Source organism: Chromobacterium alkanivorans (assembly GCF_016937655.1).
GTDB classification, from domain to species: domain Bacteria; phylum Pseudomonadota; class Gammaproteobacteria; order Burkholderiales; family Chromobacteriaceae; genus Chromobacterium; species Chromobacterium alkanivorans.
The window spans coordinates 216967-239529 of sequence record NZ_JAFHKL010000005.1 but is presented as its reverse complement, the minus strand read 5'-3'; the positions used below and the strand labels follow the sequence as shown (position 1 = coordinate 239529).

Sequence of the window (22563 nt, the reverse complement as noted above, 5' to 3'; positions counted from 1 at the left end):
GTCATTGCATGCCGCCAGGCAGGGACCGGCACGTCCGCACGCGACGTAAAGCCGGATCGCAAGGAGATCGCCATGAACGACATCATCCGCCACAACATCCGGCCGCAGCGCTATCAACTGTCGGTCATCTGCCCCACGCAAGCGGTCAAGGCCGCGCGCAGGGAAATCCGCGCCGCCGCGCAGGGGCACGGACTGAAAGTGTCCAGCTGGAACGAAACCCTGCTGGTCGGCGAGTGCCAGGCTTCCGGCGCGCCGGCCAACTGGATGCTGGCCACCGAGTTCCGTTCCCGCGGCGACGCCTCCATGCACTTCCTGGAAGCCGTCATGCAGCGGCTCGGCAATCTGCCGCTGGCCCGGGTCCGGCTGGACATTCTGCCCGGCCAGATCCGGCCCGAGTGGTCCGCCGGGGTGCGTCCGCTGGCCCAGTCCTGATTCTTCTTTCCGCGCCGCCGCTCAGCCGCGGCGGCGCGGGCTTTCACACTTCAACTCCGCATAAAGGAAACACCATGACTGACGAAAGTTACCCGCGACCGCCCGCCCTGCATACACCGACAACAACGCAGGCGGGCGCAAAACTCGAACTCAGAACATCCGCAACACCCGCTGTGCTGCGCCCGCCAGACAAACGCTCCGCCTAAACAGGCCGGACGTACTGCGCGGGACTCGCGCGCAGGAGACTAAACAATGACGAAACACACTAGCAGCCGACACAAGCTGAAAGGCTATGTCGCCACCCCTAGCGCAAAACAGGAAAAACCGGTCATCCGAGCGGTACAGGAAGCCGACAGCTCCGTAGAAGAAACCCTGCAACGCGTACGCGGCCACCAGGACGGCCTGACCATGGCGGAAGCGCATCAGCGCTACGCCCAGTTCGGCCCCAACGAGGTGGCCCACGACAAGGCGCCGCACCCGCTGATCCAGCTGGCGCACGCTTTCAAGAACCCCTTTGTCGTCGTACTGATGGTGCTGGCCGCCATCAGCTATTTCACCGACATCTACTTCGCCGCCCCGGGCGATGAGGAATGGACCGGCATCACCATCCTGCTGACCATGGTGGGCATCAGCGGCCTGCTGCGCTTCTGGCAGGAGTTCCGCTCCGCCAAGGCAGCGGAAAAGCTCAAATCGCTGGTGCGCAACACCGCCACCGTGCAGCGCCGCCCGGCCAACGGCAGCAGCCCGATCCGCCAGGAAATCGCGATGAACGAGCTGGTGGTCGGCGACATCGTCCACCTGCAGGCCGGCGACATGATCCCGGCCGACATCAAGCTGCTGGAGTCCCGCGACCTGTTCATCAGCCAGGCGGTGTTGACCGGCGAAGCGCTGCCGGTGGAGAAGTACGACACACTGGGCGCGGTGGCCGAGAAATCCGCCAACGGCCAGGCCAACGGCGACACCGACCTGCTCGACCTGCCCAATATCTGCTTCATGGGCACCAATGTGGTCAGCGGCAAAGCGTCCGCCGTCGTGGTGGCCACCGGCACCGACACCTATTTCGGCTCGCTGGCGCGCAGCGTGGTCAGCCACAAGCGCGTGGAAACCAGCTTCGACCGCGGCGTAAGCAGCGTGTCCTGGCTGCTGATCCGCTTCATGCTGGTGATGGTGCCGGTGGTGTTCATGATCAACGGTCTGACCAAGGGCGACTGGATGTCCGCCCTCACCTTTGCGCTGGCCGTGGCCGTGGGCCTGACCCCGGAAATGCTGCCCATGATCGTGTCCGCCAACCTGGCCAAGGGCGCGGTGGCGATGGCGCGGCGCAAGGTGGTGGTCAAGCGGCTGAACTCGGTGCAGAACTTCGGCGCGATGGACGTGCTGTGCACCGACAAGACCGGCACCCTGACCCAGGACAAGATCATCCTGGAACACCATTACAATATCCATGGGCTCAAAGACGAGGGCGTACTGCAACTGGCCTGGCTGAACAGCTTTCACCAGAGCGGCATGAAGAACCTGATGGATATTGCCGTGGTGGAGCACGCCGACGAGCTGGGCAAGCGCGTCAAGCCCGACGGCTACAGCAAGGTGGACGAAATGCCGTTCGATTTCGTGCGCCGCCGGCTGTCGGTGATCGTGGAAAACCAGCGCGGCCGCCAGTTGATGATCTCCAAGGGCGCGGTGGAAGAAATGCTGGCCGTCTCCAGCCACGTGCAGGACGGCGATCAGATCAAGCCGCTGACCGAGGACGAGCGCGCCGCCCTGCTCAAGCGCAGCCAGGAATACAACGCCGAGGGCTACCGCGTGCTGCTGGTCGCCACCCGCGACATTCCGGCGGAAGAAGCCAAGCGCAACTACAAGACCAATGACGAGGCCCAACTGGTGGTGCGCGGCTTCCTGACCTTCCTCGATCCGCCGAAGGATTCCGCGGCGCCGGCCATCCGCGCGCTGAAGGAATACGGCGTGGCGGTCAAGGTGCTGACCGGCGACAACCCCATCATCACCGCCAAGGTCTGCCGCGACGTGGGCCTCAGCCCCGGCGTGCCGCTGGTGGGCAAGGACATCGACGCGATGGACGACGTGGCGCTGTGCAGCGCGGTCAAGCACACCACCATCTTCGCCAAGCTGACCCCGCTGCAGAAGTCTCGCGTGGTCAAGGCGCTGCAGGCCAACGGCCACACCGTGGGCTTCCTCGGCGACGGCATCAACGACGCCCCGGCGCTGCGCGACGCCGACGTCGGCATCTCGGTGGACAGCGGCGCGGACATCGCCAAGGAAACCGCCGACATCATCCTGCTGGAAAAGAGCCTGATGGTGCTGGAAGAAGGCGTGATCAAGGGCCGCGAAACCTTCGGCAACATCCTCAAGTACCTGAACATGACCGCCAGCTCCAACTTCGGCAACGTGTTCTCGGTGCTGGTGGCCTCGGCCTGGTTGCCGTGGGAGCCGATGCTGGCGATGCACCTGCTGATCCAGAACCTGATCTACGACGTGTCGCAGATGGTGCTGCCCTGGGACAAGATGGACCCGGAGTTCCTGAAGAAGCCGCGCAAGTGGGAAGCCAACAACATCAAGCGCTTCATGCTGTGGCTTGGCCCCACCTCCTCGGTGTTCGACATCACCACCTACGCGCTGATGTGGACGGTGTTCGGCGCCGGCGCGGCCTACTACGCGGGCATGGCCAACGGCGTCAGCGACGGCGGCGCCAGCATCATGCACTCCGGCTGGTTCATCGAAGGCCTGGTGTCGCAGACCCTGGTGGTGCACATGCTGCGCACGCGCAAGATCCCCTTCCTGCAAAGCACCGCTTCGCTGCCGGTCCTGCTGTCCACCTCGGTGGCCATCGCCATCGGCTGCTACCTGCCGTTCTCGCCGCTGGCGGAGAGCATAGGCTTCGTCAAGCTGGACACCAGCTACTTCTGGTGGCTGCTGGCCACGATGCTGGGCTATATGACGCTGGCGCAGACGGTGAAGACCTTCTACATCAAACGCTACGGCCGCTGGTTCTAAGCCGGCAGACAGTTCCAACCCCGACCCCGCTTGCGCGGGGTTTTTTTACGCCGGAGCAAGCCATTCCCAGTTCGACGCCGCGCTGGCACAATCGCCTCGCCCCCACCACAAGGAGATCCCATGAGCCTACCTTCTCTGCGCCGCGCCCAGCAGTGCTTCAAAAGCCTGCTCGCGCTTTCCATCGCCCTGTTCGGCCTGCTGGTCGCCAGCGGCAACATTCTGGACTACGACAGCAACTGGCAATTCGTCCGCCACGTGCTGGCCATGGACGGCATGGAGCCCTGGTTCAACGGCCAAGCGCTGAAAAGCCGCGCCATCACCCATCCCGGCGTGCAGCAAGCGGCCTATCTGGCCATCATCGCCGGCGAACTGAGCTTCGGCCTGATCTGCGCCTGGGGCGGCGGCGCCATGCTGCGCGGCGCGCTATGCGCGCGCGAGGACGCCTATCTGCGCGGCAAGACGCTGTTCACGCTGGGCTGTATTCCGGCGCTGCTGATCTGGCACACCGGCTTCGCGGTGATAGGCGGCGAATACTTCGCGATGTGGGCCAGCCAATGGAACGGCCAGATGAAGGCCTACGCCTTCATCGGCTTCATCCTGCTGAGCCTGGCCTACCTGTCGCAGCCGGAAGCGGCGGACGCCTAGCCCGCCCGGCAACGGCGGCGGCCCTCGTATATCATGAACCATGCCGACCTTCGCATCCGCGCCATGCTGTCCCGCCGCCTGACCCTGCCCGCCCGCATCAGCCGCTGGCTGTTGATCTGCGTTGCCGCGCTGCTGCCTCTGACCGTCATCACCCCCATCGTCTATTGGCAGGAGAGCAACCGGCTGCAACAGCAGGCCATGCTGCAAACCAGCCAGGCGGAAAGCATGCTGGACCTGATGCTGGACTACGCGGCGCAGGCCGCCGGCACCGTCGCCCCGCTGACCGGCCAGCCGTGTTCGCGGATTGAACAGGCGCTGCGCAAACAGGTCACCATCGTGCCCTTCATCCGCAGCGTCACGCTGGAGCGCGGCGGCATTCTTTATTGCTCCTCGCTGTTCGGCGTCTACCACCGGCAGATCTCGCCGCCGGACAAGCCGCAGCCGGAAACTACGCTGCGCCTGATGTCCGGCAACGAGCTGACGCCGGGCCGCCCTTTGATCATCTACCGCAAGCAGTCGGGCCAGGCCGCCATCTACATCGCCATCGACGGCGTGCATCTGCAGTTCAGCCTGGACATGGCCAGCGACTACAGCCCGGTCTATATGCGCGTCGGACGGCATTGGATAGGGCCGGATCACGCGGTGCACGACAACCCCAGCCCGCCCTTCGACCTGCTCACGATAGAACGCGCCTCCTCCCGCCACCCCTATACCGTGGTCAGCGGCTTCAACCACCGCGACCTGTACCGGCAGATGGCCAACAGCTATGAGCTGGTGTTTATCAGCATGGCGGCGCTGGGTCTGGTGCTGGCCGCCGCGCTGCGCTGGCAGTTGAACCGGCCGGCCTCGCCCACCATAGAGTTGCGGCGCGCGCTGGACAACGGCGAGTTCGAACCTTTTCTACAGCCGGTGGTGCGCGCGGACGGGCTGGGCTGGCAAGGCGCGGAAGCGCTGATGCGCTGGCGCCATCCGCGCGACGGCCTGATCCGGCCCGACCTGTTCATTCCCCGCGCCGAGGATTGCGGCATGATCGTGCCGATGACGCGGCAGATGATGCGCCAGCTGGCGCGAACCCTGGGGCGGAGCCGGCTGCCGCCCAAGTTCCACCTGGGCATCAACATCACCGCAGCCCATCTGCGCGACGACGCCTTGCTGGCGGACTGCCGACAGTTTCTCGAGCACTTCCCGCCGGGGGAGCTGAATCTGGTGCTGGAGTTGACGGAAAGAGAGATGGTGGAGCCCACGCCGGAGGCTTGCGAGCGGCTGGCTCGGCTGCGCGAACTGGGAGTGAAGATAGCGATAGACGATTTCGGCACCGGCCATTCCAGCCTGGTCTATTTGCAGCAACTGCCGCTGGACGGCATCAAGATAGACAAAAGCTTCACCGCCAGCATAGGCGCGGACGCGCCGTCCAGCCACATCGTCGACAGCGTGGCCGAGCTGGCGCACAAACTTAAGCTGGAAATCGTGGCGGAAGGGGTGGAGACGGAGGCCCAGCGCGCCTATCTTAGCCGGCTGGGCGTGGGCTGGCTGCAGGGCTATCTGTTTGCGCGGCCGATGCCGCTGCGCGAATTTCTGCTGCGCCCGGAGCTGGACGCCGCGCGCGCGGCGGCGGCGGAGTCCGGTTCGGCGCTTTAGAGCCGCTGACAAAACCACGCAGCCTACCTGAGCCGAGGCGCGCCGACGCTGAAAACGAAGTTTCCGCGAAGCTACAGTACCCGTAGTACGACAAGGAGGCGCAACGCAGGATCAGGGGTGTTGTTAGCGGGTCTTAGAACGCGTTTACGATCCCGCGAGCCAGAGCGAGACAAGGCGAAAACCGCCGAGAAAGCAGAATGTACGAGTGGCACATGAGCATTTCGCAGCGGTTTTCAACACGGCATCGCCGCGGCGCAGCAGAGCGCAAACAGCTTCTTAGCGCCGACTTTCCTTGCAATCGTCCAGCAAGGCCTTGTCGCTGTTCTCGTTACGCAGCGCGCCTTCCGGCCCCTTGGTCCACCAGCTGTATTGCTCGGCCGCGTATTTGGCGCCGGAGCCGGACACCACATTGGCCAACAGCATGGTCTTGCCCTCGATAGGCAATACCGCGAAGCTCTGCCCGTTCTTGACGTTGTAATACTTGACCGTCAGCTTGGCGCCGTCGGCGCAGACGTAGTTGACGATCTGGCGCTGTCCGGCCGGGATCTCCGGCAAGGTCAGCGGTTTGGCCAGCGCGGCCGCGCTGCTCAGGGCCAGTACGGCGAATACGGCGGATTTCATCATTTCACTCCTGTTCTTGGCTGCCGGCCGCCGGCCATTCGGCGGCGACCGGGGATAGACCGCGGCGCGGCGGCTTCGTTCGCCTCCGCCATGAAAAAGCCCGCCTGACGGCGGGCTTGAACGGCGAGCCGGGGGAAACGGCTCAGCCGTGCATGCGGGCGAAGTCCTGCATGAAGTTGGCCAGCGACTTGACGCCTTCTATCGGCATCGCGTTGTAGATGGAGGCGCGGATGCCGCCCACCGCGCGGTGCCCCTTCAGCTGAATCAGGCCGTTCTTGCGCGCCTCCAGCAGGAAGGTCTCTTCCAGGCCCTCATCCTTGAGCCGGAACACCACGTTCATTCGCGAGCGGAACGGCGCGTCGATATGGGTATGGTAGAAGCCGCCGCTGGACTCGATCACGTGATTGAGCAAGCCGGCCTTTTCCTCGTTGCGGGTGGCGATGGATTTGACGCCGCCCTGCTCCTTCAGCCATTTGAACACCAGGCCGGAGATGTAGATCGGGAAGGTGGGCGGCGTGTTGTACATCGAATCCGCGTCGGCGTGGACCTGGTAGTTGAGCATGGTGGGCAGGTCGGCGCGCGCCTTGCCCAGCAGGTCTTCGCGCACGATCAACACCACCAGGCCGGACGGGCCGATGTTCTTCTGCGCGCCGGCGTAGATCAGGCCGAACTGGCTGACGTCCACTTCGCGCGACAGGAAGTCCGAGGACATGTCGCAGACCAGCGGCACGTCGGGCAGGCTTTGCGGCACGAAGGGGAATTGCAGGCCGCCTATGGTCTCGTTGGAGGTGTAGTGCAGATAGGCCGCCTTGGGGTCGCGCTGCCAGGCGGCTTCGTCCGGCACGTAGGCGAAGTTGCGGTCCTCGCTGCTGGCCGCCACATTGACCTTGGCGTAGCGGCGCGCTTCCTTGATCGCCAGCTTGGACCAGTGGCCGGTGTTGACGATGTCCACGCTGTCGCGCTCGCCCAATAGATTAAGCGGCACCTGGGAGAATTGCAGCGAGGCGCCGCCCTGCAGGAACAGCACCTTGTAGTTGGCGGGAATCTGCATCAGTTCGCGCAAGTCGTGCTCGGCGTCATGGATGATTTCCATGAACTCCTTGCCGCGATGGCTCATTTCCATCACGCACATGCCGGAGCCGTGCCAGTCCAGCATTTCGCTTTGCGCTTCGGCCAGCACCTGGTGCGGCAGCACGGCGGGGCCGGCGGAGAAGTTGTACACTTTGGCCATGTTCATCCTCTATTTGCGTTGACGGCCCTCGGCACCCGCGCCGGCGAACTCCGGGCCTTGATATGCGAAGGCCCGATCGCGAAGCGCCGGGCCTTTGTTATAGCTTACTGGCTGAGCAGGAAGTGGGCTCTCGCCACGGCGACCGGCTTTCGCCGGTCTTCCTGCCAGGCTTCGATCAGCACATTGGCCACCCGTTTGCCCTGCTTGGTGATCTCGCACTTGGCGTACAGGGTTTGCGCGCGGCCGGGGCGCAGGTAGTCCAGCGAGAAATCGACGATCTTCGGCGTTTCCAGCGATTCGCGGTTCCACATCAGATGCAGCATCGCCGCGCTTTCCAGGAAGCCGCCGATCAGGCCGCCGTGCAAGGCCGGCAAGGCGGTGTTGCCGACGTTGCGTTCGGAGAACGGCAGCAGGAACAACAACTCGCCGGCCTCGTCCTCGGCCAGCTCCATCCCCATCAGCTTGTTATAGGGCAGCTCGTTGACGATTTGCGCATAAGCTTTTTGATCGCGCAAGGCGTTGAAACGCTCCATGAACTGGCTCATGCGGCGGCCTCCGGCAGCATCGGCGTGCGGCTGGATTCGCGCATGAAGGTGGCCACGCCGTGGGCGATCGGATCGCTGGGCGATTCGTGGTAGCACACCGCGCGGGTAAAGGCGATCTGGCGGGTCAGCCGATAGCATTCCGCCCGGCAGAAGATGGGCTTGCCCGGCGTGGCGGCCTTCAGATAATCGATGCGCAGATCCAGCGTGGCGATGGTTTCCAGCTCCGGCAGATGCGCCGTCACCGCCACCGCGCTGCAGGTGTCCACCAGCGAGGTGATCACCCCGCCGTGCAGAATGCCGGTGACCGGATTGCCGACCAGATCCTCGCGCCAGTCCACTTTCAGGGTGGGCCTGCGCCCCTCGGTGCCGATGTACTGGAAACCCAGGGCGTGACAGTGCGGAAAGGAGACGAAAAGCTGGCTCATCGCCTCCAGCACTTCGGGATTGGCCGGCGTCGGAATCATGCCTCGCCGCCCTCGTCCGCGGCTTCGACGCCGTCTTCGCCTTCCAGCGCGTCCGCGTCGTCGTCGCTATCGCCCTCGGCCACTTTCTCCAGGCCGATCAGCTGCTCGCCTTCGTCCAGATTGATCAGGCGCACGCCCTGGGCGGAACGGCCGGTTTCGCGCACTTCCGCCACCTTGGTGCGGATCAGCACGCCGCCGGTGGTGATCAGCATCACGTCGTCGGTTTCCTCCACCAGGCTGGCGGCCACCAGCTTGAAGCCGGTCTTGTCGGTCAGGTCCATGGCGATCACGCCCTGGGTGCCGCGGCTGGTCAGGCGGAAATCGCCGGTGCGGGTGCGCTTGCCGTAACCGCCGTTGCTGGCAGTCAGCACCATCTGGTCTTCGGAGTTGGTCACCAGCAGGGAGATCAGCTTCTGGCCTTCGCCCAGCTTCATGCCGCGCACGCCTCGGGAAGTGCGTCCCATCGGCCGCACCTGGCTTTCGCTGAAGCGCACCGATTTGCCGGCGTCGGAGAACAGCATCACCTGATCGCCCTCGACCGGCAGGCCGTCCTCGATCAGCTCGCCTTCAACCGCGATGTCTTCTTCTACGATGGCCTCGTCATCCTCGTCACCCTGGCCGGCCACGCTCTTGCCGCAGGTCAGCGCCACGCCGATCAGATAGTTGCCCTCGTCCAGATTGATGGCGATGATGCCCGCCGCGCGCGGCTTGGAGAAGGCGCGCAGCGGCGTCTTCTTCACGGTGCCGTCGGCGGTGGCCATGAACACGTACTGGTCGTCGCGGAATTCCTTGACCGGCAGCAGCGCGTTGATCTTCTCGCCATCTTCCAGCGGCAGCACGTTGACCATGGGCTTGCCGCGGCTCTGGCGGCCGCCCTGCGGCAGATCGTAGACCTTGCGCCAGTAGCAGCGGCCGCGGCTGGAGAAACACAGCACGAAGTCGTGGGTGTTGGCCACGAACAGGGTGTCGATGAAATCGTCGTCCTTGGTGGCCGCCGCCTGCTTGCCGCGACCGCCGCGGCGCTGGGCGCTGTAGTCGTCGATGGGCTGGGCCTTGATGTAGCCGGTGTGGGAAATGGTCACCACCATGTCCTGCGGGGTGATCAGGTCCTCGATATTGATGTCGCCGCCGAAGGGCTCGATCTCGGAGCGGCGCGCGTCGCCGAACTGGGCGCGGATGGCGGTCAGTTCTTCGCTGATGATCTGGTTGATCCGTTCCGGCTTGGCCAGGATGTCCAGCAAGTCCAGGATCACCGCCATGATGTCGCGGTATTCGGCGACGATCTTGTCCTGCTCCAGACCGGTCAGGCGCTGCAGGCGCATTTCCAGGATGGCCTGGGCCTGGGCGTCGGACAGGCGGTAGCCGTTGGCCTTGAGGCCGAACTCTTCCGCCAACCCGTCCGGGCGCGCCTTGTCCTGATCCACGCGGGACAGCATTTCCTCCACCAGCGGCGAGCGCCATTCGCGCTCCATCAGCGCGATCTTGGCTTGCGGCGGAGTTTCCGACGCCTTGATCAGCGCGATGATTTCGTCGACGTTGGACAGCGCGACGGCCAGGCCTTCCAGGATGTGGCCGCGTTCGCGCGCCTTGCGCAGTTCGAAGATGGTGCGACGGGTCACCACTTCGCGGCGGTGACGCAGGAATTCCACCAGGATCTGCTTCAGGTTCAGCAGGCGCGGCTGGCCGTCCACCAGCGCCACCATATTGATGCCGAAGCTGTCCTGCAGCTGGGTCAGCTTGTACAGGTGGTTGAGCACCACTTCCGGCATTTCGCCGCGCTTGAGCTCGATCACCACGCGCATGCCGGATTTGTCGGACTCGTCGCGCAGGTCGGAAATGCCTTCGATCTGCTTATCGCGCACCAGCTCGCCGATGCGTTCCAGCAGCCGCGCCTTGTTCACCTGGTACGGAATCTCGTCGACGATGATGGCCTGGCGGTCGCCCTTGCCGATGTCTTCGAAATGGACGCGCGCGCGCATGATCACGCGGCCGCGGCCGGTGCGGTAGCCTTCCTTGACGCCGGCGGTGCCGTAGATGATGCCGGCGGTGGGGAAGTCCGGCGCCGGGATGATGTCGATCAGCTCGTCAATGGTCAGTTCGCTGTTGGCCAGCAAGGCCAGGCAGGCGTCCACCACCTCGTTGAGGTTGTGCGGCGGGATATTGGTGGCCATGCCCACGGCGATGCCGGAAGAACCGTTGATCAACAGATTGGGGATCTTGGCCGGCAGGATCAGCGGCTCGTGCTCGGAACCGTCGTAGTTGGGACCGAAGTCCACGGTTTCCTTCTCGATGTCGGCAAGCAGCTCGTGGGCGATGCGCGCCATGCGGATCTCGGTGTACCGCATCGCGGCGGCGTTGTCGCCGTCCACCGAACCGAAGTTGCCCTGACCGTCCACCAAGGGGTAGCGCAGCGAAAAATCCTGCGCCAGGCGCACGATGGTGTCGTATACCGCGCTGTCGCCGTGCGGGTGGTATTTACCGATCACGTCGCCAACGATACGCGCCGATTTCTTGTACGCGCGGTTCCAGTCGTTGGACAGCTCGTGCATGGCGTACAGCACCCGACGGTGCACCGGCTTCAGGCCATCGCGCACATCAGGCAAGGCGCGGCCCACGATCACGCTCATCGCGTAATCCAGATAAGAGCGACGCATCTCCTCTTCGAGGCTGATGGGGATGGTTTCCTTGGCGAACAGGTTATCGGTCATAGTTTCTTGATTCGTAAGGATGAACAGGCCGCCCTGCGATTGCGGGTGCATTCACGCGCCCGCCGCAGGGCGGCCAGCATAGGTAATGACAGCCCGTATTCTATCACGAAACGGTCATCTCCAACTGACTTCCGTCAGTCCGGAGCAGGCTCCTCCGGCCCTTCCGCGCCCTCGTCTTCCGCCGCGCCCAGTTTAAGATGCTGCTGTAATTGCTTGTTATTGCGCACCCCCAGCTTGCGCAGCCGCTCGGCGCTGGCCACCAGATTGCCGCGACCGCTGGACAGCTGCTTCATCGCGTCGCCGAAGCTGTCGCGCGCCACGTCCAGCTGCTTGCCCAGTTTCTCCAGATTGGCGGCGAAGCCGACGAATTTGTCGTACATCGCCCCGCCCTGGCGCGCGATCTCCTGCGCGTTCTGGTTCTGGTACTCATAACGCCAGATGCTGGCCACGGTGCGCAGCGTCGCCAGCAGGGTGCTGGGCCCGACGATCATGATGCGGCGCTCGAAAGCCTCGTTGAACAAGCTCATGTCTTGCTGCACCGCCAGCAGATAGGCCGGCTCCACCGGAATGAACATGAACACGAAGTCCAGGGTGTTCAAGCGGTACAAGTCCTGGTAGCGCTTCTCCGACAGCGTGCGGATGTGGTTGCGGATGGCCGCCACGTGGGCCTTCATCTCCGCCGCGCGCTCGGCCTCGTCCTCAGCGGCGGTGTAGCGCACATAGGCGTTCAGCGACACCTTGGAATCCACCACCAGCTGCTTGCCTTCCGGCAGGTCTATCACCACGTCCGGCTGGTAGCGGCGGTTGCCGTCCTCGCCGACCACCACGTCGGACACCTGCACCCGGTACTCGCGGTCCTTGTGCAGGCCGGAGGTTTCCAGCACCCGCTCCAGCACCATCTCGCCCCAGGAGCCCTGCGCCTTGCTGCTGGCGCCGGTCAGCGCCCGGGTCAGCGCGATGGCGTCGTCGCCCAGCCGGACGTTGAGCTCTTGCAGGCGCTTGAGCTCGGTCTCCAGCGACAAGCGCCCCTGGCTGTCTTTCTCGTAGCTGTCCTGCACCAGCTTGCCGAAATCCTGCAGCCGCTGCTGCAAGGGCCCAAGCAAGTGGCCGAGATTCTGCTGATTCTGCTCGGTGAAGCGCTTGGCCTTCTCTTCCAGGATGTCGCCGGCCAGCGCCTTGAACTGCCCCGCCATGCTTTCGCGCGCCTCGGCCAGCAAGGCCAGTTTTTCCGCGTTCTGGCCGCGCTCCTGTTCCAGCAGCGTCGTCAATTCCTGTTCTCGCGCGGTCAGACGGGTAATCTCCTCGCCCTGGGTCTGCGTCCGCCCTTGCAGAACGGCCAGCATCTTGCCCTGCTCTTCGCTGGCGGCCAGCAGCGCGCCGACGCGCCGCAGCTCTGCTTGCAGCAGATCCAGCTGCCGCTCCCTGTCCTGCGCCTGCCGTTCCAGTTCCGGCACGCGCTGAGCGCGCGCCACATAGGCGCCCAACTGGGTCTGAGCGTCGCCCAGTTGCTGCCCCTGCTGCTGCAATTGCGCGCGCGCGGCCTGCTCCCGTTCCCTGCACTCGTCCAGCTGCAGACGCAGCATCTCCTGTTGCGCTCGCTGGTCCGCCGTCTGCCGCGCGAAACGGCCGCGCAGCATGACGGCGGCGGCGCCTGCGCTCAGCAGGCCCAGCAGCAGGCCGATCACCAACATTTCCATCGTGAAGCCTCAAATGGGCCGGCCCGCTCTCAGCGGCCCGGCAGCGATTGTTCGATGACGAAGCGGAGCCGCTGCGCCAACGGCGCCGGCGGCACTTCGATGATTTGATAAGCCAGACGCCGATACGTCCGCTCCATCGCCTCGCAAGTGCGCTCCGCCTCGGCGAAACTCTGCTTGCGCTCCTGGTCCTGAACGAAAATGTCGCGCCACGGCGGCAGCAAGAACACTTGGCGATGGTAAGGGAAACGCTCGGCGGCGGCTTGCATGTGGGCGGGAATCGGCAGGCCCAGCAAATCCAGATAGCCCAGCACGTCGGGCAGGCCGCGGTCGAAGAACACCGGCCCGGGCAGGTCCGCCGCCAGCCGCAGGCTGCGCAACTCCCAGGCCAGCATCGCCTCGGCGAAGGCGCCGGGATCCACCCAGGGCAAGGCGCGCCCGCCGATCAGCGTCTGGTCCTGGATGATGGCGCGGCCGGCCTCGTCCATCACCGAATGCCCGGCGGCGCGCAAGGCTTCGAGCAAGGCGCTCTTGCCCGCGCCGGGGCCGCCGGTCAGCACCAGCCGGCGCGCGTCCGCCTGTCCGCTCACGCCGCCGCCCAGTGCTGCAGATACACTTGCAATTCCTTGCGGCCCTGCCACTCGTTGGCGATCAGCTGATAAACCGCGTCGACGTTGTCCGGCAGCCACTCCACCTGATTGAACAGCATGGCGTCGAACTCCTCGCCGTCGCGCGCCAGCCGCAGCTTCAAGTGCTTGTCGCCGACCACGCGCTGACTCATCACCGCGAAACGGTCGTGGAAGTAAGGCACCGGGAAGCCCTGGCCCCACACCTCGGCCGCCAACTGTTCGGCAAAGGCCAGGTTCAATTCGCGCGGCGCCAGGCTGCCGTCGGTTTCTATGGTGCGGGTCAGATGGCGCTCTTCCAGCAGTTCGCGCGCCACCGCCTCGAAGGCGTGCTGGAATTCGTCGAAGCGCGTCTGTTGCAAGCTCAGGCCGGCCGCCATCGCGTGGCCGCCGAACTTGAGGATCAGGCCGGGATGGCGCTTGAACACCAGGTCCAGCGCGTCGCGCAGATGGAAGCCGGGAATCGAGCGGCCGGAGCCCTTGATCTCGCCGTTGTCGCCTGGCGCGAACACGATGGCCGGCCGGTGAAAACGCTCCTTGAGCCGGGAGGCGACGATGCCGACCACGCCCTGATGCCAATCGTCGCGGAACAGGCTGAGCGTGTAGCGGTTGTCGGCGTCGATGCCGGACAGCGCCGCCAGCGCCTCGTCCTGCATGCCGTGTTCGATGCTGCGCCGCTCGCGGTTGAGCTGATCCAGCTGCTGCGCCAGCCGCATGGCCTGCTCTTCATTGCCCGCCAGCAGGCAGGCGATGCCCAGGCTCATGTCGTCCAACCGCCCGGCGGCGTTCAGCCGCGGACCCAGCGTGAAGCCCAGGTCGAAGGTGTTGGCCTTGTAATGGGCGCGACCGGCGACGCGGAACAAGGCGGCGATGCCCGGCACCATGCGGCCGGCGCGCATGCGCTTGAGGCCGTTTTCCACCAGAGTGCGGTTGTTCTGGTCCAGCCGCACCACGTCGGCCACCGTGCCCAGCGCCACGTAGTCCAGCAGTTCGCCCAGATTGGGCTGGCCGCGCTCGTCGAACACGCCGCGCCGGCGCATTTCGGCGCGCAGCGCCAGCAGCACGTAGAACATCACGCCGACGCCGGCCAGATTCTTGGACGGGAATTCGCAGCCGGGTTGATTGGGATTGACGATCAGCGCCTCCGGCAACACGTCGCCGGGCAGGTGGTGGTCGGTGACCAGCACCTCGATGCCGCGCGCCTTGGCGGCGAGCACGCCGTCCACGCTGGCGATGCCGTTGTCGACGGTGACGATGATGTCCGGGCTCTGACGCGCGGCCAGCTCCACGATCTCCGGGGTCAAGCCGTAGCCGTACTCGAAGCGGTTGGGCACGATGAAGTCGACGCGCGCGCCCAGCATGGACAAGCCCTTGACCGCCACCGCGCAGGCGGTGGCGCCGTCGGCGTCGTAATCGGCCACCACCAGCAGGCGCTGCTTATCGGCGATGGCGTCGGCCAGCCGGTTCGCCATCGGCAGGATGTTTTTCAGGCTCTGATAAGGCAGCAGCGCCTTGAGGCCGTAATCCAGCTCGGCGCAGTCGCAGATGCCGCGCGCGGCGTACAGCCGCGCCATCAGCGGGCTCAGGCCCTGGCGCAGCAATTGTTCGTGAGTGTCGGCGGGAATGCTTCGGGAAACGATTTGGGACATGTTTTCTCAATACAAGGCGGACAACGGCAGCGGCCGCTTCCAGAATTTCCACAGGTCGTTGCGGCTCACCTTCAATTCCAGCCCGCCGGGGCCGTGAGCGCGCAAGGCCAGGCTGTCGATCCGGCCCTGGCGCAAGGCCTGCAGCAGGGGCGCGAACCAATCGCGCTCCAGCCGCGGCAAGGTTTCGCGCCAGCCCCAGGCGTCGCGGTACTGCGCCGCCGCCTGCAAGGCGTCCAGCGCCAGCAAGCTGTCGCGCCCGCCGGCCTGGTCGATGAAGCCGGCGAAGTCGTAAGGCGCCGGCAGGCAGGGCTCGCCGGCCTCGGCTGCGATCCAGCCCAGCCAGTCCTCGTCGGCGAACACCTGCTCCGCCGGCGCGCGCCAGCCCGGCTCCACGCCGCCGCCCCACAGCCACAGGCTGTTGACGCCGAGCTCGCCGCGCGCCTCGCGCTCGTCGTTCAGCGGATGCGCGTACAGCAGCATCTGCAATTCATTCAGCAGCCGGCTCCAGTCCAGGCTGCGCTCGCCCTGCGGCAAGTGCTCGTTGATGTCCTCGCCCACCACGTCCGGCAGCGGGCTGAAGCTGGCGGCGGCCGGCGCGTCCAGCTGCAGCAGCCAGCGCCCGGGCTCCAGCGGATGGATGCGCCAGCCGTCGTCGGCGAAATGGCGGTTAGCCGCGTCGGCCAGGGTTTCGGCCTCGGCCTGGCTCAAGCTCATCACGCCGATATCGGCCAGCAAGGCGCGGTCGCGGTCCACGCGCACATGCACCGGATCGGCCAGCAGCCAGTCGCCCCGTTCCGCCGGCAAGCCGGCGGCGCGCGCCCGCAAGCGCGCCAGGCCCGCCGCGGTGCCGCGCCACGGCGCGGTCAAAAGTTCGCTCAGCGTCGCCGGTTTGGCGGCGCGCTCGCCCTGGCCCAGCAGGCGCTGCAGCGCGGGAAGCTGCAGGCCCTTGCACACATCGGCGCCGTCGTGGCCGTCCAGCCAGAGCAGACCGGGCAACAACAATGTCAATTTCATTTATCGCTACACATGGATGACGAGATCGAAGTAATATCAAAGCCTTGCAAAAACGCCCTGGCATGGGCGCCGGGCGAAATCAGGCGGATAGCATCCGGAATCGCGGCTATAATTTACAGTTTGCACAGGAACTTATGCCGCGCAAGCTCCCCAAATGTTGAGACGCGGCCGCAAGGCCTGTGATTGGCAAATACGGAATTTACAAAGGTTGGCCCATGGCCAGCCTTTTATAGTGAACGATGGATTATCGCAAACTGCTACATATCCCGCAAAAATGCTTCCACAAGCTGATGAACCACCATCTGAGCTTGATCGGCGCGGCCGCCTCCCTGCCCTTGTTCGGCATGGCCACCGCCTTCGCCGTGGCTCAGAACGGCGCCCAACCCGCCGCCCCGGACATCCAGCAAAAAGAAGTCACCGAACGATTGAGCCTGCCCGCCTTCAGCTTCAGCGAAAGCGGCACCCGTTACTGGCGCGACGAGGCGATCCAGCGCGGCGACACCATCGCCCGCGTGCTGAATCGGCTGGGCATCCGCGACAGCGAGGCCAACCGCTTCCTGCACTCCAGCCCGCTGTCCAAGGACTTGCTCAAGTTGAAGACCGGCGCCACGCTGTCGGTGCAGACCAACGACTTGGGCGAATTGTTCGGCCTGCGTTTTCTCAATGACGACGAGAACGGCGAACAAGTGCTGGTGGCCGTCGAAAAGGTCAACGGCGAATGGCAGGCCAGCGCCGACCCGATCGCCACCGAGGCGGTGCAGACGGTGCGCTCGCTGCTGATCACCCGCTCGGTAGGCGCCACGCTGGCCAAGGCCCAGGTGCCGCGCGACATCCGCGCCCAGCTGTCGGAAATCTTCGCCGACCAGTTCAACATCAACTCGCTGGGCAAGGGCGACCGCATCAATCTGGTGTACGAGACCCTGCTCTACAACGGCGCCCCCATCGCCGCCGGCAACCTGCTGGGGGTGGAAATCCAGCGCTCCGGCAAGCTGCACCAGGCCTTCTACTTCGCCCACGACAGCGAATCCGGCGCCTATTACGACGCGCTGGGCAAGCCGATCAAGCAGGGCTTCAGCCACCAGCCGGTGGCCAACGCCCGCATCAGTTCCGGCTTCGGCTTCCGCAAGCATCCGATACTGCGCTCGCTGCGCCTGCACTCCGGCGTGGACTACGCCGCCGCCACCGGCACCCCCATCATCGCCCCGGCCGACGGCACCATGGTCAAGGTGGAACGCCAGAACGGCTATGGCAATATGGTGGAAATCCGCCACAATCAGAAAATGACCACGCTGTACGCGCACATGAGCCGCTTCGCCCAAGGCGCGCGCGCCGGCAAGAGCGTCAAGGCCGGCGAAGTGATAGGCTATGTCGGCAGCACCGGCCGCTCCACCGGCCCGCATCTGCACTTTGAAGTGCGGATCAACGGCCAGGCGGTGGACCCGGCTACGAACGCGCTGCCGACGCCGGGCCTGAGCGCCACCCAGCTGGCCGAATTCAAATCCGGCAACCAATCGCTGACCGCGCACCTGAAACTGCTGCGCGAACTGCCCACCAATATCGCATTGCTAGACTGATGAATAAACGCTTGATCGGACTGATGTCCGGCACCAGCCTGGACGGCGTCGACGCCGTGCTGGTGCGCTTCGACGAACAGGGCGCGCCCAGCGTCGAGGCCGACCATTTCGTCGCCTACCCGCCGCGGCTGCGCGAACAGGCGCTGGCGCTGCAAGCCCGCGGCGACAACGAACTGGACCGCGCCGCCAGGCTGGCCAATGAACTGGCCGAACTCTACGCCCAGGCGGTCAACGGCCTGCTGGCCGCGCAAGGACTGAAGCCGGCCGACATCGCCGCCGTCGCCAGCCACGGCCAGACCATACGCCACGCGCCGGACGCAGGCTATACCTGGCAGATCGGCAATATGGCCCGCCTGGCCGAGCTGAGCGGCATCGACGTGATCGCCGACTTCCGCAGCCGCGACCTCGCCGCCGGCGGCCAGGGCGCGCCGCTGGTGCCGGCCTTCCATCAGGCGGTGTTCGGCTCGCCGACGCAAAACCGCGTGATCCTGAACCTAGGCGGCATCAGCAATCTGACCCGGCTGCACCCCGGCCAGGCGGTGGTCGGCTTCGACTGCGGCCCCGGCAATATGCTGATGGACGCCTGGTGCCTTCGCCACCAGGGCCAGCCCTACGACGCCGACGGCCAATGGGCGGCCCAGGGCGCGGTGGAGGCCTCGCTGCTGCAGGCGCTGCTGGACGAGCCCTTCTTCCGTCAGCCGCCGCCCAAGAGCACCGGCCGCGATCTGTTCGACCTGCCCTGGCTGGAACAAAAGCTGCTGGGCCGCCACGTGCCCGCCGTCGACGTGCAGGCCACGCTGCTGGAATTGAGCGCGCGCAGCGTCGCCCAGGCCATCGCCCTGCACTGCCCGACCAATCAGACCGTCTTCGTCTGCGGCGGCGGCGCGCGCAACGGCGCGCTGATGCGCCGGCTGGCCGCGCTGCTGCCGGAGCAAGACATCGCCGGCACCGCCGCGCTGGGCCTGCCCGAACACCAGGTGGAAGCCGCCGCCTTCGCCTGGCTGGGCTGGCGCTTCCTGCGCCGCCTGGCCGGCAACCTGCCGGAAGTGACCGGCGCCGCCGGCGGGCGCGTGCTCGGCGCGCTCTACCCCCGCTAGGCGTTTCAACAGGGAACGCCATCAAGTCTTGTCAGCAAAGCTGAATACATTCCGACACGCTTAAACCGGGCGTGTCAGGCTATAATCAGCGACAGTCATAGCCGAACAAGAGAAAAATGCGACTTTTCAAGCGCAAAGCCGTAGTCAAAAACAGCCAGACGCCGTTGCCGCCGCAGCTGGCCTCGCTGCTGCGCGAGGCGTGGTGGCTGCTGATGGCCGTGCTGGCCGTCTATCTGGTGCTGGTGCTGGCCAGCTACTCCCCGCTCGACCCCTCCTGGTCCCACAGTTCTTCCGACCCCACGGTGCGCAACTACGGCGGCGCTTTCGGCGCCTGGCTGTCCGACATGCTGCTCTACGTATTTGGCCTGTCCGCCTGGTGGCTGGTGGTGTTCTGCCTGGTGGCCATCGCCTGGGGCTATCAGCGGATGGAAACCCTGGGCTTCAAGCTCAACCCTATCACCGTCGCCGCCATCGGCGGCTTTCTGCTGCTGCTGTTTTCCAGCGCCAGCATAGAAGCCATCATCCTGGCGGAAAAAGCGCTGAACCTGCCGCTGTCCGCCGGCGGCATGCTGGGCCATTTCATCGGCCTCGGCATCGCCCACGGCCTGGGCCTGTCCGGCGCCTACCTGTTGCTCAGCGTGCTGGCCGCCATCGGCTTCTCCCTGTTCACCGGCCTGTCCTGGCTCGACATCATGGAGAGACTGGGCGGCGCGCTGGAAGACGGCGCCTTGAAACTGTGGCATAGCTGGCAGGCGCGCAAAGATCGCGAAATCGGCAAGGAAATCGCGCAGAAGCGCGAAGCCAAGATCACCACCGAGAAAAAGAAGAACGAAGAGAAAATCCCGCTGCGCATCGAACCGCCGGTATTGGACGTGCCGCTGTCCACCAAGGCGCAGAAGCCGGTGCAGCAATCCTTGTTCGCCGACCCCAAGGACGGCGCGCTGCCCGGTCTGACCCTGCTGGAAGCGCCCAAGGAACAGCAGGAGCCGGTGTCGCAGGACACCGTGGAATACACCTCGCGGCTGATCGAGCGCAAGCTGGCCGACTTCGGCGTCGACGTCAAAGTGGTGGCTGCCTATCCCGGCCCGGTGATCACCCGCTACGAGGTGGAACCGGCGGTCGGCGTCAAGGGCGCCCAGGTGGTCAACCTGATGAAGGACCTGGCGCGCGCGCTGTCCCTGGTCTCCATCCGCGTGGTGGAAACCATTCCCGGCAAGACCTATATGGGCCTGGAACTGCCCAATCCCAAACGCCAGATCGTGCGACTGTCGGAGATCGTCGGCTCCGACGGCTACCAGAACATGGCCTCCAAGCTGACCATGGCGCTGGGCAAGGACATCGCCGGCCAGCCGGTGTCCGCCGACCTCGCCAAGATGCCGCACGTGCTGGTGGCCGGCACCACCGGCTCCGGCAAATCGGTGGCCATCAACGCGATGATCCTGTCGCTGCTGTACAAGTCCACGCCCAAGGAAGTGCGACTGATCATGGTCGACCCCAAGATGCTGGAGCTGTCGATCTACGAAGGCATCCCGCACCTGCTGGCCCCGGTGGTCACCGACATGAAACAGGCCGCCAACGCGCTCAACTGGTGCGTGGCGGAGATGGAGCGGCGCTACAAGCTGATGTCCAAGCTGGGCGTGCGCAACCTGGCCGGCTTCAACCAGAAGATCAAGGACGCGGACAAGGCCGGCGAGAAAATTCCCAACCCGTTCAGCCTGTCGCCGGAAACGCCGGAGCCGCTGGACACCCTGCCGCTGATCGTGGTGGTGATAGACGAGCTGGCCGACCTGATGATGGTGGCCGGCAAGAAGATAGAGGAATTGATCGCGCGCCTGGCGCAGAAGGCGCGCGCCGCCGGCATCCATCTGATCCTGGCCACCCAGCGGCCGTCGGTGGACGTGATCACCGGCCTGATCAAGGCCAACATCCCCACGCGGATCGCCTTCCAGGTGTCCAGCAAGATAGACAGCCGCACCATTCTGGACCAGATGGGCGCGGAAACCCTGCTCGGCCAGGGCGATATGCTCTATCTGCCGCCGGGCACCGGCTACCCGGTGCGGGTGCACGGCGCCTTCGTCGCCGACGAGGAGGTCCACCATGTGGTGGAATTCCTGAAAAGCACCGGCGGGCCGGATTACGTGGAAGGCATTCTCACCGGCCAGAGCGAGGGCGACGACGGTTCGTCCTCCGGCCTCGACGGCGACACGGACGGCGAGGCCGACCCGCTGTACGACGAGGCCGTCGCCATCGTGCTCAAGACGCGCAAGGCGTCGATTTCCTCGGTGCAGCGCCATCTGCGCATAGGCTACAACCGCGCCGCGCGGCTGATCGAGCAGATGGAATCGGCCGGCCTGGTTTCGGCGATGGAAAGCAACGGCAACCGCGCAGTGCTGGCGCCGTCCCGCGAAGACTAAGACCCCCCCCCAAGAAAACCGGCCGGGCGTCACGCCGCCCGGCCCCAACCAAGAGGTCCCGCATGGCGGATTTCAAGCCCGAACCCCCTTTTCGCCACGACTACGCGCCCAAGACCGGCGTGCTGCTGATGAATCTGGGCACGCCGCAAGCGCCCACCGCCAAGGCCCTGCGTCCCTATCTGAAAGAATTCCTGTCCGACCGCCGCGTGATCGAAATCCCGCGAGCGCTCTGGTGGCTGATCCTCAACGGCGTGATCCTGAACACCCGCCCCGCACAGTCCGCCAAGAAATACGCGGCGATCTGGGAAAAGGACGGCTCGCCGCTCTACACCCACACCCGCAAACAGGCGGCGCTGATCAAGGGCCAGCTGGGCGAGATGGGCTTGCGCAATCTGGTGGTGGACTTCGCCATGCGCTACGGCGAGCCCTCGGTGGAAAACGTCGTCGCCCGCATGCGCGAACAGGGCGTGGAGCGGCTGCTGGTGGTGCCGCTGTATCCGCAATACGCGGCCTCCTCCAGCGCCACCGCGCTGGACCAGGTGTTCCGCGCGCTGATGAAGCTGCGCAATATGCCGGAGTTGCGCACCGTTCGCCATTTCCACGACGACCCCGGCTATATCCGCGCGCTGGCGGAACAAGTGCGCGCGCATTGGCTACAACACGGTCGCGGCGACAAATTGGTGATGAGCTTTCACGGCGTGCCGCGTTTCACTCGCGACAAAGGCGACCCCTATCACTGCGAATGTCAGAAAACCGGCCGCTTATTGGCGGAAGAATTGGGTTTGTCGCAACAAGAGTATCAAGTCTGCTTCCAAAGCCGCTTCGGCCGCGCCGAATGGCTGCAGCCTTATACCAGCGAAGTATTGGCCCAGTTGGGCAAGGACAAGACCGGCAAGCTGGATATTCTCTGTCCCGGCTTTATCGCCGACTGCCTGGAAACGCTGGAGGAAATCGCGATGGAAGGCAAGGAAACCTTCCTCAGCCACGGCGGCGGCGAATATCGATACATTTCGTGTTTGAATGAAAATCCGCAATGGATTCACGCAATCTCGACTATGATCAAACAGAATCTGGCGGGATGGTGCGAGGCCCCGGAGGAAAACGCCCCGCTGCGCCAACAACGCGCCCAGGCCCTGGGCGCCAAGACTTGAAACCGGACTGCTCGCAAAAATTCGAACAAGTCGTTTAAATTCAAAAACTTG

Annotated in this window: 17 protein-coding genes; 8 read left to right on the top strand and 9 right to left on the bottom strand. The window is 65.1% G+C overall.

What is annotated here, in order from left to right:
- Positions 1–72 precede the first annotated feature (72 nt).
- The 4 genes from JW897_RS11130 to JW897_RS11115 all read left to right on the top strand — a co-directional run bounded on the left by JW897_RS11130 (position 73) and on the right by JW897_RS11115 (position 5724).
- Positions 73–432 (top strand): hypothetical protein, encoded by a 360-nt coding sequence (locus tag JW897_RS11130; protein ID WP_048414718.1) that lies wholly within the window; start codon positions 73–75, stop codon positions 430–432.
- A 252-nt stretch (positions 433–684) separates the two neighbouring features.
- Complete coding sequence (gene mgtA / locus JW897_RS11125) at positions 685–3441, top strand: magnesium-translocating P-type ATPase (RefSeq protein ID WP_205466110.1); 2757 nt, start codon at positions 685–687, stop codon at positions 3439–3441.
- A 120-nt stretch (positions 3442–3561) separates the two neighbouring features.
- Positions 3562–4086 (top strand): DUF2165 domain-containing protein, encoded by a 525-nt coding sequence (locus JW897_RS11120; RefSeq protein ID WP_205466109.1) that lies wholly within the window; start codon positions 3562–3564, stop codon positions 4084–4086.
- Positions 4087–4119: 33 nt separating this feature from the next.
- Entirely contained in the window at positions 4120–5724 is a 1605-nt protein-coding gene (locus JW897_RS11115; protein WP_205466108.1) for an EAL domain-containing protein, read from the top strand.
- A gap of 276 nt (positions 5725–6000) precedes the next feature.
- Here the strand turns inward: JW897_RS11115 and JW897_RS11110 are convergent, their stop codons facing one another.
- The 9 genes from JW897_RS11110 to JW897_RS11070 form a co-directional block, all read right to left on the bottom strand.
- Complete coding sequence (locus JW897_RS11110) at positions 6001–6348, bottom strand: MliC family protein (RefSeq protein WP_205466107.1); 348 nt, start codon at positions 6346–6348, stop codon at positions 6001–6003.
- Positions 6349–6487: 139 nt separating this feature from the next.
- Complete coding sequence (serC, locus tag JW897_RS11105) at positions 6488–7576, bottom strand: 3-phosphoserine/phosphohydroxythreonine transaminase (protein ID WP_205466106.1); 1089 nt, start codon at positions 7574–7576, stop codon at positions 6488–6490.
- A gap of 104 nt (positions 7577–7680) precedes the next feature.
- Positions 7681–8121: a PaaI family thioesterase gene (locus JW897_RS11100; protein ID WP_048414723.1), complete on the bottom strand. Its 441-nt coding sequence runs from the start codon at positions 8119–8121 to the stop codon at positions 7681–7683.
- Positions 8118–8585 carry a PaaI family thioesterase gene (locus JW897_RS11095; RefSeq protein ID WP_048414724.1) on the bottom strand — a complete coding sequence of 156 codons (468 nt, stop codon included), beginning with the start codon at positions 8583–8585 and terminating at the stop codon, positions 8118–8120. The genes JW897_RS11100 and JW897_RS11095 overlap by 4 nt, the downstream gene beginning before the upstream one ends.
- On the bottom strand, positions 8582–11293 hold the full coding sequence (gene gyrA / locus JW897_RS11090; RefSeq protein ID WP_205466105.1) for a DNA gyrase subunit A: 2712 nt from the start codon (positions 11291–11293) through the stop codon (positions 8582–8584). The genes JW897_RS11095 and gyrA overlap by 4 nt, the downstream gene beginning before the upstream one ends.
- Before the next feature lie 134 nt (positions 11294–11427).
- Positions 11428–12990, bottom strand: a complete 1563-nt coding sequence (locus JW897_RS11085) for a DNA recombination protein RmuC (protein WP_205466104.1) — start codon at positions 12988–12990, stop codon at positions 11428–11430.
- Between the two features lie 29 nt (positions 12991–13019).
- Complete coding sequence (locus JW897_RS11080; RefSeq protein WP_338030566.1) at positions 13020–13577, bottom strand: AAA family ATPase; 558 nt, start codon at positions 13575–13577, stop codon at positions 13020–13022.
- Entirely contained in the window at positions 13574–15262 is a 1689-nt protein-coding gene (gene recJ / locus JW897_RS11075; protein ID WP_205466103.1) for a single-stranded-DNA-specific exonuclease RecJ, read from the bottom strand. Before recJ ends, JW897_RS11080 begins: the two co-directional genes overlap by 4 nt.
- Before the next feature lie 6 nt (positions 15263–15268).
- Positions 15269–16276: a hypothetical protein gene (locus tag JW897_RS11070; RefSeq protein WP_205466102.1), complete on the bottom strand. Its 1008-nt coding sequence runs from the start codon at positions 16274–16276 to the stop codon at positions 15269–15271.
- Between the two features lie 239 nt (positions 16277–16515).
- On the opposite strand from JW897_RS11070, the gene JW897_RS11065 reads away from it, so the two are divergent.
- The 4 genes from JW897_RS11065 to hemH all read left to right on the top strand — a co-directional run bounded on the left by JW897_RS11065 (position 16516) and on the right by hemH (position 22512).
- Positions 16516–17850 carry a M23 family metallopeptidase gene (locus tag JW897_RS11065; RefSeq protein ID WP_205466101.1) on the top strand — a complete coding sequence of 445 codons (1335 nt, stop codon included), beginning with the start codon at positions 16516–16518 and terminating at the stop codon, positions 17848–17850.
- Positions 17850–18947, top strand: coding sequence for an anhydro-N-acetylmuramic acid kinase (locus JW897_RS11060; RefSeq protein ID WP_205466100.1), 1098 nt, complete (start codon positions 17850–17852; stop codon positions 18945–18947). Before JW897_RS11065 ends, JW897_RS11060 begins: the two co-directional genes overlap by 1 nt.
- Before the next feature lie 116 nt (positions 18948–19063).
- Entirely contained in the window at positions 19064–21361 is a 2298-nt protein-coding gene (locus tag JW897_RS11055) for a DNA translocase FtsK (protein ID WP_205466099.1), read from the top strand.
- Positions 21362–21423: 62 nt separating this feature from the next.
- Entirely contained in the window at positions 21424–22512 is a 1089-nt protein-coding gene (gene hemH / locus JW897_RS11050; RefSeq protein WP_205466098.1) for a ferrochelatase, read from the top strand.
- Positions 22513–22563: the final 51 nt, after the last annotated feature.